A 12,329-nucleotide genomic window follows, 5' to 3' on the forward strand; every position below is an offset into this window, starting at 1 on the left:
TTGGCCCCCTGCCTGTCGATTGCCCTTATTGTATCAAAACCGGTCAACCGACCCAGACCCATCGAATCGAGTTCGTTTATTTCCCTTCCGGACACCCTCACTTCTGTACTTCGTTTTCCGAAAACAGGACCTCGCCGCTGTGCACAGGCAGCAGGGTTCCGTCGTCCAGGCGCAGTTGTAGCACGCCATCCGCATCTAGGCGTTCGGCGATCCCCTGATACGTATGGCGACCGACAACGACTTGGATGAGCCGGCCCAAAGTGGCACTGTGGGCCCGCCATTCATCGGCGACGGCAGCGAACTGCGATTCGCCGCGTACGAGGCCTTCGTACCACGGTTCCAACTCATTCAAGATGGCCGCCACAAGGTCCAGATGAGAAATGGGATTGTCGCGGTATAAAGACAGCGACGTCGCGGTGCCGTTTAAGGCAGCTGGCAACTCGCTCAGCGGCACGTTCGTGTTGATGCCGATACCTAGCACGGCGTATTGGACATTCTCGCCATCCGCCCGCATTTCCGCTAAAATCCCGCATACTTTGCGCCCGTCGCATAGGATGTCGTTCGGCCACTTGATCGAAAGCGGAAACGACCCTTGTTTTTGCAGGGCACGGAAGACGGCCACCGATGCCAAGAGGGTCAACTCATGGGCCAGAAAGAGTGGCACTGACTTACCGAGGAGAATCGACATCCAGAGACCTCCACGAGGTGAGACCCAGCCGCGACCGCGCCGCCCCCGTCCCCCGGTCTGTACCAAGGCGGTTACGAGTGTGCCATGTGGTGCACCTTGCCGGGCGAGACGAAGTGCCAACGCATTGGTGGAGTCCACCTCCGGAGACCAGATGACCGTCCGGCCGAATTCCCCAACATTTGCGAGTCGTGGCTGGAGGAGAGGGCCAAGAACCAAATCGGGTGTTTTTTCCAATCGGTATCCGCGCCGCGTTGCGGCAGAAAACGAAAACCCCAGTTCCTCCAGGCTGTGAATGTGCTTCCATACTGCCGCTCGGGTGAGCCCCAGTTGTTCACTCAGCCAGGCGCCGGATACGCGGTGATCGCTCGCCTTGAGAAACGCTTCAAGAATCTGGTCGCGAATCAAGGCGGTCGAGTCACTGTTGCTATGATTGCGGTTGTCCACAACTTCAGAGGTCATGCTGCCCCTCCTGGGTTTCTATGGTGCGCCCCTTCGAGGCGAGGTCATCCATCACCCACTGCAAGAGGACGCTACGTTCGTTCGTTAAGTCTTGGTTAAGCACCATACGAGCCAAACTGGTCAGTGTCTCCCCGATTTCCCTCCCCCTCAGACCAAGCGCTGCCAGGTCATGCCCATTGACCGCCAACGCGGACAAACCATGCAGTGGCTGCGTGGGCGCCATTTCCTGGTACCGAGCAAAACGCGAGGCCTGTCCGGGGACCAACACGTCCAGCACAAAACACACCCAACCGACCAGAGGGGCCGGCGTTTCAAATAAACGCTGGCGCCACACCGTCTGTGTCCAGGAAAGCGGATCCGGATTGGACACGGCGAGCATGCGCCGCAGCTGCTGAGCGACGGATTTGGGCCACCCGAAGCGTCGAATCGCCTCGTGGATTTCCTCCGTGGATGCAGAGACGATGTGACCCACCCAGAACATCCAGGCGACCACAGGCGCCCACGCGTCCGCCCAGTGCAAGTCCTGAAGGGTTTGTCTCCAGCGCCGTCCAAACGCTTCGAAAGACGACTCGTCATCACCAATTCGGTCGGCGGCAGCATACAGCGCGTCCGCCCAGCCTGGCCACGGATTCGGATAGGCGCGCAGCCAAGGACCCTCGCACCACAGCGGCCATGCCTGCCACCACATCGTTTCCGCGATGCGCTTCATCTCTTGGCCGATACGCTCGCCAGAGACGCTCCGCAATCTCTCTGCTTGCATGTGCATGGCATGAGCGGTTCTGGGTTCAATGGTAAAAGCCAATTGGCTTACGAATCGCAACGCCCGCAGAATGCGCAGACCGTCTTCCGCAAACCGTTGTTCGGGATTTCCAACGGCGCGCAGGCGCTGCTCGACCAGATCTGACCATCCTCCGAACGGATCTATCAAGTGTCCCTCCAGGTCTGCCGCCATGGCGTTGACGGTAAAATCGCGGCGCGCCAAATCCTGCTCCAAGCTATGCGTGAATTCCACCTTGTCTGGCCGGCGCCCGTCGCTGTAGACGGATTCCACTCGGAAGGTCGTGACTTCGACGGAGCGGTGTTCCGTTACTACGGTAACGGTGCCGTGGCGAAGCCCCGTGGCAAACGTGCGTGGAAACAACGATAGGACTTGTTCGGGGAGCGCCTCGGTGGCCACGTCATAATCATGAATGGGAAGTCCGCGCAGTCCATCGCGTACGCACCCTCCGACCAGGTACGCTTGGTAACCGTGACTACAAAGCGTCTGCATGACCGCCGCTACGTCATCGGGCGGCGCCGGGATACGGGGAGACGGCTTCATCCAGACAGAGCCCCCATTGCAAGGGCGCATTGATAAAGATGTTCGTATTCGGCGACTTTGTCCTCGACACAAAACTGACGCACAGCCCGGATTCGTCCTGCCTGACCCATTCGGGTGCGCAGTTCTTCATCCGACAACAAACGGACGGAAGACTCGGCGAGGTGGGAGATATCCCCTACGGGGGACAGATACCCCGTCTCCCCATCGATCACCACCTCGGGAATCCCGCCCGCCGTTGTTCCAACCACTGGCACCCCGCAGGCCATGGCTTCCAACGCCACCAGGCCGAAGCTCTCCTTTTCGGAAACAAGCAGAAATAGGTCGCTGGCTTGATACAGCGGCACCACATCGTCTTGCTTGCCGAGAAAGTGCACCCGCTCTTCGAGCCCTAAGCCGCGAACCAATTCTCGCGCAGCACCGAGTTCCGGCCCTTCTCCGACCAGCAACAAGCGGCTCGGAACCTGGCGGTTGACCAGAGCAAAAACGTGAATCAAATCAAGGATCCGCTTGACCTTGCGGAAGTTCGAGACGTGAAGCAACACTTTTTCGCCCGCATCGGCAAAACAAGCGCGCAGCGAAGATGCTTCCCCGGGACGAAACACGTTCGGATCGACAAAATTGTGCACACAGGCAATCGGTTGCTCCAGGTGGAACAGTTCCTCGGTCTGTCGCGCCAAACTGTGGCTGACCGCCGTCACGACATCACTCTTGGTCAAGCCGAGTTGAATCACTCGATACAGGCTTTTATCCTGTGCGAGCACGGTAATGTCGGTGCCATGCAAAGTCGTCACAACCCGTACGGGGTGCCCTGCCACCATTTGCCGCGCGAGAAACGCGGAGACGGCGAAGGGCAGCGCGTAATGTACGTGCAAAACTTCCAACTCGTACTGGGAAATGACATCCGCCATGAGCGCAGCCAACGTAAAATCGTGGGGAGGGGTTCTAAGCACTGGATAGGTCATCGTATCCGTCTCATGGATGTAGATGTTGCGATGAAACTCCCCCAGTCGAAACGGCACGTCCGAAACGATGAAATGGACTTGATGGCCGCGATGCGCCAAGGCTTTGCCCAACTCTGTGGCGACCGCACCTGACCCGCCGATGGTGGGATAACAGCTGATACCTATGCGCATCCTCTAGGACTCCTTTTTATTCACCGCCTTGCGCCAGTTGAGGTCACCACGTTCAAGGGCGCGCATCAGCGCTTCGGCAGTCGCGAGATTGGTGGCCACGGGGATGTCGTGCACGTCGCAGAGCCGAAGCAACGCGGTGATGTCCGGTTCGTGAGGCTGGGCGGTCAGCGGATCGCGCAGGAAAATCACCAGGTCCATTGCGTCCTCCGCAATCTTCGCACCAATTTGCTGGTCACCGCCATATGGGCCGGATAACACACGATGAATGTTCAAACCGGTCGCATCCATGATGCGTTTCCCGGTCGTCCCGGTTGCATACAGGCTGTGTTGGGCAAAAATGTGCTTATAGGCAATCGTGAAATTTACCAACTGTTCTTTTTTTGCATCATGTGCAATAAGGGCAATATTCATCGGACCACGCTCCTATTCGCCTCTACCAGAGGATGTTTTCCAATCCGTAAACCAGCCCGCGAATGCTTCCGACTTGGGCACAAGCGGTGAGGATGCCGGGCATGAAACTTTGCCGAGACAGCGAATCGTGGCGTATGGTCAACACCTCGCCTTGGCCGCCAAACAAGACCTCCTGATGAGCCACGAGTCCAGGTAGACGAACACTGTGAATGGGGACTTGGTGCCCGACTTCAGAGGCCACCTGCTCCGCCGTTCGTTTCGCGGTTCCCGAAGGTGCATCTTTCTTGCCGTCATGATGGAGTTCAATGATTTCCACGGCCGACATGAAGCGTGCCGCTTCACGCGCAAAGCGCATCATCAGTAGCGCGCCTATGGCAAAATTGGGGGCGGCAATGCCCCCTATTTCTCGCTCCAGGCATGCAGCGTGCCAACGCGCCACATCCTGTTCCGTGTATCCGGTCGCGCCAACCACGGGCCGGATGCCATGGGTGATGGCAAAATCCACGTTCTCAACCACACTGGACGCATCGGTGAGGTCCAGCCAGACATCGGGGCTTGTCTCGGTAATTAATTCGTGCTTATCGGTGAAAACGGGCCAATCGCCCTCTGCTTGTCCAGCTCGGCGCGCCAATCCACCCACCACCTGGAAACGCGCGTCTTTGCTGAACGCCAGAGCGGCTTCCCGTCCCATTTTTCCATGAATCCCTGCAATGACAACGCGAATGGTGTTCTCCATGCCTGTCCTCCTGTTTCCTGCAGCTGGCGTTAAGAGCTTGTCCGATACACGGACGTTTGTCCTTACGACTGACCGTCTCCCTGCTTGTCAATCCGGGTCCAGCGGTCCTTATCCCGGGTTTCAAACTTTTTCATGACCGCTTGAAAAGCATCACTAAGGTCGATGTCGAGACGGTTTGCCAGGCAGCCGATGACAAACAGCAAGTCGCCCAACTCCAACGCAATACTGCCTTCCGGTTCATCCGGTTTTTTCGGCTTTTCTCCATATACATGGTTGACTTCGCGGGCAAGCTCCCCCAACTCTTCACTTAACCGCACAACCAGGGTCATCGGAGAAAAATAGCCTTCTTGAAATTGCCCTATATACGCATCAATTCGTTCTTGCATTTCGGCGAGGGTCATGGTCAGTCCTCGTTTCGTAAAAGCCTTTGCTTGCTATTATAGCGGACTGTACTCCGAAAACATAAACCTCCGGCTTGGACATATGTTTTAGTGATGTCTTGGACATCGGGTAGCGTGCTGCGACGAAGGAGATGAAGCCGGTTGAAGCGATGGTGGAAAAGCGGCCAGCTTTCAACAATTTTGCTTGGAACCGCGGTCGTCGTGTTCACGATTGCCTTGGTGATTTACCCCAAGCAAAGCGTTGAAGCGGGATTGGTCGGCCTGAAACTGTTCTGGGATGTCGTGTTTCCGTCTTTGCTGCCGTTTTTCATTCTATCCGAACTCATGCTCGGGCTAGGCATCGTACGGGGGTTCGGCGTGTTGCTTGAGCCGTTGATGCGCCCCCTGTTTAGTGTCCCCGGAGTAGGCGCGTTTGCGCTCTCAATGGGCTTAGCCGCCGGCTATCCAATGGACGCGGTCGTAACCGCGCGCTTCCGCGAGACGGGAATGTGTACGCAGGTCGAAGGGGAACGACTGCTCGCCTTCACGAATACGGCGGATCCTCTGTTTATGTTTGGCGCGGTCGCGGTGGGGATGTTCAAGAGCCCCGAGCTGGGCGCTTTGCTCGCCGTCGCCCATTACGTTTCTTCCTTTTTGGTCGGGGTCAGCTTTAAACTGTGGGGGCGTAGAGGTGAAACGATACGCACCGAGGCGACGCGCGGGCGGGGAAACATTCTGCTGCGCGCCTACCGGGAAATGATGAAAGCCCGCGAAGAAGACGGACGTACGTTCGGGAAATTGCTCGGAACGGCCGTCACGGAATCAATCCAGACGTTGCTCATGATTTGTGGGTTCATCGTCTTCTTCGCCGTGTTGATTGAAATCCTCAACCTGTCCGGCTTGATGCGTATCATTGGCTGGCCCATTGCCTTTGTCTATCAATTGTTTGGCCTCGACCCAAGCCTCGTTGGTCCGACGATGGCCGGGTTGTTGGAGATTGACATCGGCACCGCACAAACGGCTGCTGCCAGTGCCCCCATGCTGCAGAAATTTGCACTGGTAAGCGCCATCATCGCCTGGAGCGGCCTGGCGGTGCACGCTCAGGTGGCCAGTGTGCTTACCCAGACCGACATCCGGATGACTCCGTATTTCTTAGCACGATTCTTACATGCCGCGTTGGCCGCAGTTCTAACCGTCGTGTTCTGGCACCTGGGCGTGGGTCGACCGGTCGCCCAGATGTTGACCGATAAAGTACCGGTATTCGCCGCATTCCAAAGTGCGTCGAGCGGATCGCCCTGGGTGGTGACAATGTGGAACGGACTCACGGCTTGGGTATGGTTGATTGTCGGTCTTCTGGTTCTGTCTGCAGCTTGGGCGACCATCCGTCGTCTGCGCCTGTTGGTCTGGCGGACACGATAACGATACGACGTAAGTGGCTCGTACGGAGGGGGTCCCTCGCGACCCCGAATTCATTGTGTTTTGCGCGCCTTGTGCCCCGCTGTTTCCCTGGCTCACGCGAAAACGCCCGCGGTGCAAGCCGTGGGCGTTTTTCTTCAGGGCATCAACCATGAAACAACGGTGGAAACCAACGGTGGGTTGTCACCTGGTCGAAGAGAATCCAGGCTGCCAGCGCCCAAACATAGACCGCGAAAATCCGCATGCGTGCCTTCTTGACAAGCCACAGTGTCGCTCGCACCCCGATGTATCCACTCATTGCCGCGGCAGCCGTCCCGAGCCCCAGACTGAGCCAATCGATCCGGATCCACTTGGTGGGGGTTTCTAACAACTCTTCGAGTTGAACCGCGGTGGCCCCAAGGATGGCTGGGAGGGAAAGAAGGAATGAAAACCGACTGGCCGCCTCTCTGTCCATTCCCCTCCACAATCCGCCGGCGATGGTCAGACCGGACCTGGACAACGCAGGAAGAATGGCGGCGGCCTGACAGCACCCGACGCAAAGCGCGTCCCAGACGGTCATGTCTTCTTCCAGCTTACGGCTCGTCGTCACTCCATCCATCCACCACAGGATGACACCGGTGATGACAAATTCCAGTCCGATTGTGGCGCCGCTGGCGAATACATTTTCAAACCAATCCTCAAACAAGGCCCCGGCACAGGCGGTCGGAACGAGTGCGGCGTAGATCATGCGCGCCGTCCACGACCATGGGTGATGGATAAGCCAACGGATTTCGCGGTGGTATGCCGCAACGACGGCAACCAGGGTTCCTATGTGCAGGCAGATGACAAACAGCATCTGGTTGCTGGAAATGTGCCAGATTCTTTGTAAGAGGACCAAATGCCCAGAGCTGCTGATGGGTAGAAACTCTGTGATTCCCTGCACGACACCCAGGATGACAGCTTGGAGTTCGGTCATGGCATCCCTCCTAAGGCTACGCCAGATAGTCGATGGATTCGCTTTATGTATATGGCTTGTCTTCGCGAACATGTCCATGGTTGCGGTCTGAATACGGTCGGTTCGCCATATGGTGTAAGGGGGGGAGATGTCCCGTGACCGAAAGACAACGCATTCGTGCCTTCCAGGTCGCCTGTACCTACATTGGTACCGTGGTCGGTGCCGGGTTTGCTTCAGGGAGAGAAATCTATCAGTTCTTTGGACGATACGGCTACTGGGGCGTTCTCGCCGTGTTGGCCTCGGTATTTTTCTTCAGCTGGCTGGGCCAGCGCATGATGGCCTTGGGGGCACGTCTAAAGGCACGATCCTTCCGCGACGTGGCCAACTACCTCTTGGGACGTTGGGTTGGCAACGTGGTCAATCTCATCCTGCTGCTGATGCTGTTTGGCGTCAGCGCCACCATGATGGCAGGGACCGGTGAACTGGCACGGGAAATCCTCGGTCTGCCGTTCGCGCTCGGAGTTTGGGCGACGCTAGCCGTCACGTTCCTCACCTTGTTACGTGGCATAACCGGCTTAATGAAGGCCAATTCCATCATCGTTCCCATCCTCATCTTCGTGGTGTTATTTGCATCCGTTCGATCCGCCTGTACCCCCCACGCCATCGAGCACGCGCTACAGGCAGCGATGCAGCTTTCCTCACCCCACCCTCTTGCCGCAGGCATCGCGGCCGTCTTGTACGTCGCGTTTAACATCGGCCTGGCTGCCGGGGTGTTGATTCCACTCGGAGCGGAGGTCGGGGACCTTGTCGTGCTGCGGGCTGGCGCCATAGCCGGCGCGGCAGCGCTCGGGTTCATGCTGCTGGCCGTCACCTTTACTTTGTTGGTGCACTACCCTACGTCCGTTTCGTACGCGGTTCCGATGGGCTTTGTTGCCTCCCGCTATGGGGGGGTGTTTCAGTGGCTGTTCAGTTTCATCCTATGGGGGGAGATCTATTCGACCTTAGTCGGGAATGTGTACGCCATCGGGAGCCAACTGCCCATACCGGCACGTCCGCACCTTGTCGCTTGGGTGAAGGACGGTTACCACCTCGGACTCTTACTCCTGGCCGCCGCATGCAGCACCGTGGGATTCACCCGGATGGTGTCCTACGGCTACACCATTTTCGGGTGGGTCAGTTTACTGTTGCTGTTGGCGGTCATGTGGCCTCTCCGGTTTTGCTCTGACAACTGCCAGAATTTATAATGAAGTGGATGTTGCTGGACGACTATCGAGCAAATCCATCGTTGCGCCCGGAAGAAAAGGAGACTTTGTATGCGCTGGCAGGACGTCTGGAACCCCTTGTGGAAATGGGGGCAAATCCTGGTTGGGGCTTTCATTTACTCTGTCGGATTGAATGCGTTTTTAGTCGCCAATCACCTGGCAGAGGGAGGCTTCGTGGGTATCTCTGTGCTGCTTTTGTACAAGCTCCACTGGCCCGTAGGTGTGACGTTTTTTCTTATCAATATTCCCTTGCTGTTTTTCGCCTGGCGGATTTTTGGCGCCGAGTTCATCTTGAAAACGGTGGTCGGCGTCGTCGCCGTATCGTTGTTCACCTCCTTAACCAGTCAACTGCAGGTCCCTACCCATGACCCCCTGTTGGCTGCGCTGTACGCCGGTGTTGTCACCGGGTTAGGGTTAGGACTCATTTTTCGATCCGGAGCCACCACCGGTGGTTCGGATATTATTGCGCGTTTGGTGCGGCACTGGTACGGCATCGCCATGGGGCGAGTCCTGTTTGCCATTGATTTGTGTGTGATTGGCCTGGTCGTCATTGAGGTCGGACGTGAAGTCGCCATGTACTCATTAGTCGCCCTATTTGTCGCCAGTCGAGTGATCGACTTTGTCATCGAAGGTGTCAAAACGGGTAAGGCATTGACGATTATTTCCGACCGGAACCGAGAGATTGCTTCGGCCATTCACGAGCGCCTGGAACGAGGAACGACCATCCTGAAGGCCACGGGTGGATACACAGGCAAGGAACGTCAGGTGGTCTATTGCGTAGTGCCGAGGGAAGAGGTAACACGTATCCAGCAGATTGTCTCGGAGATGGATCCGAGGGCGTTCGTGGTCATCAACGACGTCCACGAGGTGTTAGGCGAGGGATTCACATTTGAGTAGTCGTGAAACAAGCGTCAAAAATGCGGGCGTAAAAACAGGGCGGCTTAACCGGCCACCCCAGAGACGCTCGGGGAATACTGGAGTATGCGCTGACCTTCGTATCCGCGATGTTAATATCCGCCGCCACTGTGTTTTTGCTTCACCAGCCAAGCTACAACCTCATCCACCTGTTGGTCACTGCTTAAACCACCTCGTGGCGGCATGCCACCCTGTGGATGTTCGACAAATTGTTTCAGCTGCTGTTGGTTCCAAAAATGGCCGATGGCATAAATCGGTGGACCAATATGGCCTTCCCCGCTCTTGCCGTGACAAGCCGCGCACGTGGACTCAAACAGTTTGTATCCCGGCATATTCGTATTTGTAAACTTAATCTGAGAGGCAGAGATCGGCTTCAGTTGAGGCAGGTTCTGCCCCCCTCCCAATTGTCCGGTTTCCGCCAAGTGCTGTACTCGGGCTTCGTTTGTCAACCAGATGACCAGAAACGTGACCAACACCATGGCAGCCGTGGCAATCGGACGTTTATAGGGATGTCGCTCCTTGGATACATCCAGCCACGGGGTGAAAAGGAGAAGAAGCGTCCCTATCATCGGAACTAACACGACGCCGACGACAATCTGAGAGCCTGGGTAGTACTTTAAGATTTGATAGAGGAACAGGAAGTACCAGTCTGGAATCGGAATGAAGGTTGTATCATCTGGATTCGCCTTCGGACCCAGTTCGACCGGGTTGAAAATGATCCATAACACGAAAGCCAACAGAAACACCGCACCCACAATCCACTCTTTCAAAAGAAAGTTTGGAAAAAAGGGTTCGTACCCTGAGTGCGGATTCAAACTGTGGCGGTACCTGGGGGTACCCGGGATGCGTTCGCCTTCAGCCATGTCCGAATCTCCTCGCTTTCAGGTACGTTAGGCACCGCGGGGTCACGCAGTCCGTTGTTTTCAGCTTGCTCGATCATAGCGGTCCCGAGATGTGCTGAGTCCGGATCATGATAAAGTGCAGGGCCAGCAGAACCAGCAAGGCTGCAGGCAAGAAAAACACGTGGATGGCAAAGAAGCGCGCCAAGGTCAGCGCCCCCACGTAATGGCCGCCGAGGAGTAACGTCTGAATCCAGGGTCCTATCCACGGAATGGATCCGGCAATCTGGGCGCCGACGCTGGTCGCCCAATATGCCTTTTGATCCCAAGGCAACAGGTAGCCGGTGAAGCCGAAAGCCAATACGACAAAGAAAATCAGAACCCCGACCACCCAGTTCATCTCTCTGGGCTTTTTGTAAGCACCTGTGAAAAAGACCCGCAGCATGTGCAAAAACATCATGACAATCACCAAGCTGGCGCCCCAAAAATGCATGCCACGCACGATTTGACCCAAAAGGACTTGGTCATCAATGTACTTCACACTGTACCAAGCGTTGTTAATATCCGGTGTGTAGTACATCGCGAGAAACATACCCGAGAGGATTTGTGTGGTGATGACGAGAAACGTAAGTCCACCGAAACAGTAGATGAACGCCGACATCTTAATGGCGGGGTTGACGTGCGCTGGCACGTCATGGTCTGCCACATCACGCCATAAGGGAGTCACGTTTAACCGTTCGTCAATCCAATCATACGCCTTTTTGAACATCCCTCTTCATCACCTGCCCAGAGCGATTGGATACCTAAATCCGTTGCCCAACTCTGCGAACCTGGCGCGTTGTGATGTGGTCAGTCGAGATTGGAGATTGAGCCGATCTCAGCCTTGCCGAAACAGGGTATGTACGCGAGACACGCGTGCTGTACGCTTTCATCATATCTTTCATAACTTTCATGTGTCAAGTTAAGATTTCGGCTTATCAATCCATTCTCTATTCGACGGCATCCGTATTGGCAAAACTCCACATAGCTTCTATCTGAGCGTAGGCAGCTTCCAGCCATAGGCGCAGCAGCCGTTCCCCTTCTGCGGTCATCTCGGTGACTACAGCAGGCTGCAGTCCCATTTCAAGAAACTCTGGCCGTTCGCGATATTCTTGCGACGTCAAACAAAGATACATCCACACGTCTTGACGCCTAGAGACGGGCGTACGCTCTGACAGCCAATGCCACCAATCACAAAACAACCAGCGTACGGTATCACATCGTCCATGTTGAAAGTCACGCTCCAGCTGACGATCCGCTAGGACGATGATAAACTGTACTGGATTTCCCAACATCCGCGACAGGGTATGAGCGAATTTCGAATGGATCACTGGTTGCGTAAGTGGGTCTTGCTCGGGTATGAACGCTCCGAATTCAAAGCCCGCGATTCGCCCCTGGTAGTACTCGGATAAACGACGCATGATTTGTTTGGCAATGATGTGTGCGGCTCCGTAGGGAACGGCGATGTCCAGCGGGTATGGATTCCACATTCCGAGCAGGGCTGTATCCACATAGGATTGGAGTGGCTGGTACTGATGAGGAGTCCACCATGTGAGTTCCATCCTCCTCCTCCGTTCATCTTTTCATCTATTGTATATCCAATTCCGACTCGATTGAATCGAAACAACTGACCCGTGATGCGGGTGTCATGAAGTTGCCCCATTTGGGAAGCGTGAACTCCTGTGCACCTGTAGAACAAACGTTGGAATACCACTTCGCAGACGGCCAACGATAGAAAGAAAAACACCCCGAGATGAGTCCTGCTCACCTCAGGGTGCTTTCTTTCGGTGTCCTTC

The 12,329-nt window shown here is 56.0% G+C and carries 13 protein-coding genes; 3 read left to right on the top strand and 10 right to left on the bottom strand.

The window, feature by feature from the left end:
* Positions 1-97: 97 nt before the first annotated feature.
* The 6 genes from H522_RS0111955 to H522_RS0111980 all read right to left on the bottom strand — a co-directional run bounded on the left by H522_RS0111955 (position 98) and on the right by H522_RS0111980 (position 5,149).
* Positions 98-1,147, bottom strand: coding sequence for a biotin--[acetyl-CoA-carboxylase] ligase (locus tag H522_RS0111955; RefSeq protein WP_051344218.1), 1,050 nt, complete (start codon positions 1,145-1,147; stop codon positions 98-100).
* Positions 1,137-2,468: a CCA tRNA nucleotidyltransferase gene (locus H522_RS20620; protein WP_051344219.1), complete on the bottom strand. Its 1,332-nt coding sequence runs from the start codon at positions 2,466-2,468 to the stop codon at positions 1,137-1,139. Before H522_RS20620 ends, H522_RS0111955 begins: the two co-directional genes overlap by 11 nt.
* Positions 2,465-3,601: an N-acetyl-alpha-D-glucosaminyl L-malate synthase BshA gene (gene bshA, locus H522_RS0111965; protein WP_026962492.1), complete on the bottom strand. Its 1,137-nt coding sequence runs from the start codon at positions 3,599-3,601 to the stop codon at positions 2,465-2,467. Before bshA ends, H522_RS20620 begins: the two co-directional genes overlap by 4 nt.
* Before the next feature lie 3 nt (positions 3,602-3,604).
* Entirely contained in the window at positions 3,605-4,012 is a 408-nt protein-coding gene (gene mgsA, locus H522_RS0111970) for a methylglyoxal synthase (RefSeq protein ID WP_026962493.1), read from the bottom strand.
* Between the two features lie 22 nt (positions 4,013-4,034).
* Positions 4,035-4,748 (bottom strand): 4-hydroxy-tetrahydrodipicolinate reductase, encoded by a 714-nt coding sequence (gene dapB / locus H522_RS0111975; RefSeq protein ID WP_026962494.1) that lies wholly within the window; start codon positions 4,746-4,748, stop codon positions 4,035-4,037.
* Positions 4,749-4,810: 62 nt separating this feature from the next.
* Positions 4,811-5,149, bottom strand: coding sequence for a nucleotide pyrophosphohydrolase (locus H522_RS0111980; RefSeq protein ID WP_026962495.1), 339 nt, complete (start codon positions 5,147-5,149; stop codon positions 4,811-4,813).
* A 141-nt stretch (positions 5,150-5,290) separates the two neighbouring features.
* Between H522_RS0111980 and ylbJ the strand changes: the two genes are divergently transcribed.
* Complete coding sequence (ylbJ, locus tag H522_RS19165) at positions 5,291-6,547, top strand: sporulation integral membrane protein YlbJ (protein ID WP_035453713.1); 1,257 nt, start codon at positions 5,291-5,293, stop codon at positions 6,545-6,547.
* Positions 6,548-6,689: 142 nt separating this feature from the next.
* Here the strand turns inward: ylbJ and H522_RS0111990 are convergent, their stop codons facing one another.
* Entirely contained in the window at positions 6,690-7,499 is an 810-nt protein-coding gene (locus H522_RS0111990; RefSeq protein ID WP_026962496.1) for an undecaprenyl-diphosphate phosphatase, read from the bottom strand.
* Between the two features lie 134 nt (positions 7,500-7,633).
* On the opposite strand from H522_RS0111990, the gene H522_RS19170 reads away from it, so the two are divergent.
* Together H522_RS19170 and H522_RS0112000 are read left to right on the top strand one after the other, a co-directional pair.
* Positions 7,634-8,722, top strand: a complete 1,089-nt coding sequence (locus tag H522_RS19170; protein WP_051344220.1) for a YkvI family membrane protein — start codon at positions 7,634-7,636, stop codon at positions 8,720-8,722.
* A gap of 69 nt (positions 8,723-8,791) precedes the next feature.
* Complete coding sequence (locus H522_RS0112000; protein WP_035453716.1) at positions 8,792-9,637, top strand: YitT family protein; 846 nt, start codon at positions 8,792-8,794, stop codon at positions 9,635-9,637.
* A 110-nt stretch (positions 9,638-9,747) separates the two neighbouring features.
* Here H522_RS0112000 and H522_RS0112005 read toward each other — a convergent pair whose 3' ends face one another.
* From H522_RS0112005 to H522_RS0112015, 3 genes are all read right to left on the bottom strand, one after another.
* A complete protein-coding gene (locus tag H522_RS0112005) occupies positions 9,748-10,518 on the bottom strand; it encodes a menaquinol-cytochrome c reductase cytochrome b/c subunit (RefSeq protein WP_026962498.1) in 771 nt (256 codons plus the stop codon).
* 73 nt (positions 10,519-10,591) lie between these two features.
* Entirely contained in the window at positions 10,592-11,263 is a 672-nt protein-coding gene (gene qcrB, locus H522_RS0112010; protein ID WP_026962499.1) for a menaquinol-cytochrome c reductase cytochrome b subunit, read from the bottom strand.
* Positions 11,264-11,483: 220 nt separating this feature from the next.
* A complete protein-coding gene (locus H522_RS0112015) occupies positions 11,484-12,095 on the bottom strand; it encodes a hypothetical protein (protein WP_026962500.1) in 612 nt (203 codons plus the stop codon).
* Positions 12,096-12,329 lie beyond the last annotated feature (234 nt).

The organism is Alicyclobacillus herbarius DSM 13609, from assembly GCF_000430585.1.
GTDB lineage: Bacteria > Bacillota > Bacilli > Alicyclobacillales > Alicyclobacillaceae > Alicyclobacillus_G > Alicyclobacillus_G herbarius.

Coding starts and splice junctions, on each gene's coding strand:
- H522_RS0111955 (WP_051344218.1), bottom strand. CDS start 1,147: ATGACCTCTGAAGTTGTGGACAACCGCAATCATAGCAACAGTGACTCG.
- H522_RS20620 (WP_051344219.1), bottom strand. CDS start 2,468: ATGAAGCCGTCTCCCCGTATCCCGGCGCCGCCCGATGACGTAGCGGCG.
- bshA (WP_026962492.1), bottom strand. CDS start 3,601: ATGCGCATAGGTATCAGCTGTTATCCCACCATCGGCGGGTCAGGTGCG.
- mgsA (WP_026962493.1), bottom strand. CDS start 4,012: ATGAATATTGCCCTTATTGCACATGATGCAAAAAAAGAACAGTTGGTA.
- dapB (WP_026962494.1), bottom strand. CDS start 4,748: ATGGAGAACACCATTCGCGTTGTCATTGCAGGGATTCATGGAAAAATG.
- H522_RS0111980 (WP_026962495.1), bottom strand. CDS start 5,149: ATGACCCTCGCCGAAATGCAAGAACGAATTGATGCGTATATAGGGCAA.
- H522_RS0111990 (WP_026962496.1), bottom strand. CDS start 7,499: ATGACCGAACTCCAAGCTGTCATCCTGGGTGTCGTGCAGGGAATCACA.
- H522_RS0112000 (WP_035453716.1), top strand. CDS start 8,792: ATGCGCTGGCAGGACGTCTGGAACCCCTTGTGGAAATGGGGGCAAATC.
- H522_RS0112005 (WP_026962498.1), bottom strand. CDS start 10,518: ATGGCTGAAGGCGAACGCATCCCGGGTACCCCCAGGTACCGCCACAGT.
- qcrB (WP_026962499.1), bottom strand. CDS start 11,263: ATGTTCAAAAAGGCGTATGATTGGATTGACGAACGGTTAAACGTGACT.
- H522_RS0112015 (WP_026962500.1), bottom strand. CDS start 12,095: ATGGAACTCACATGGTGGACTCCTCATCAGTACCAGCCACTCCAATCC.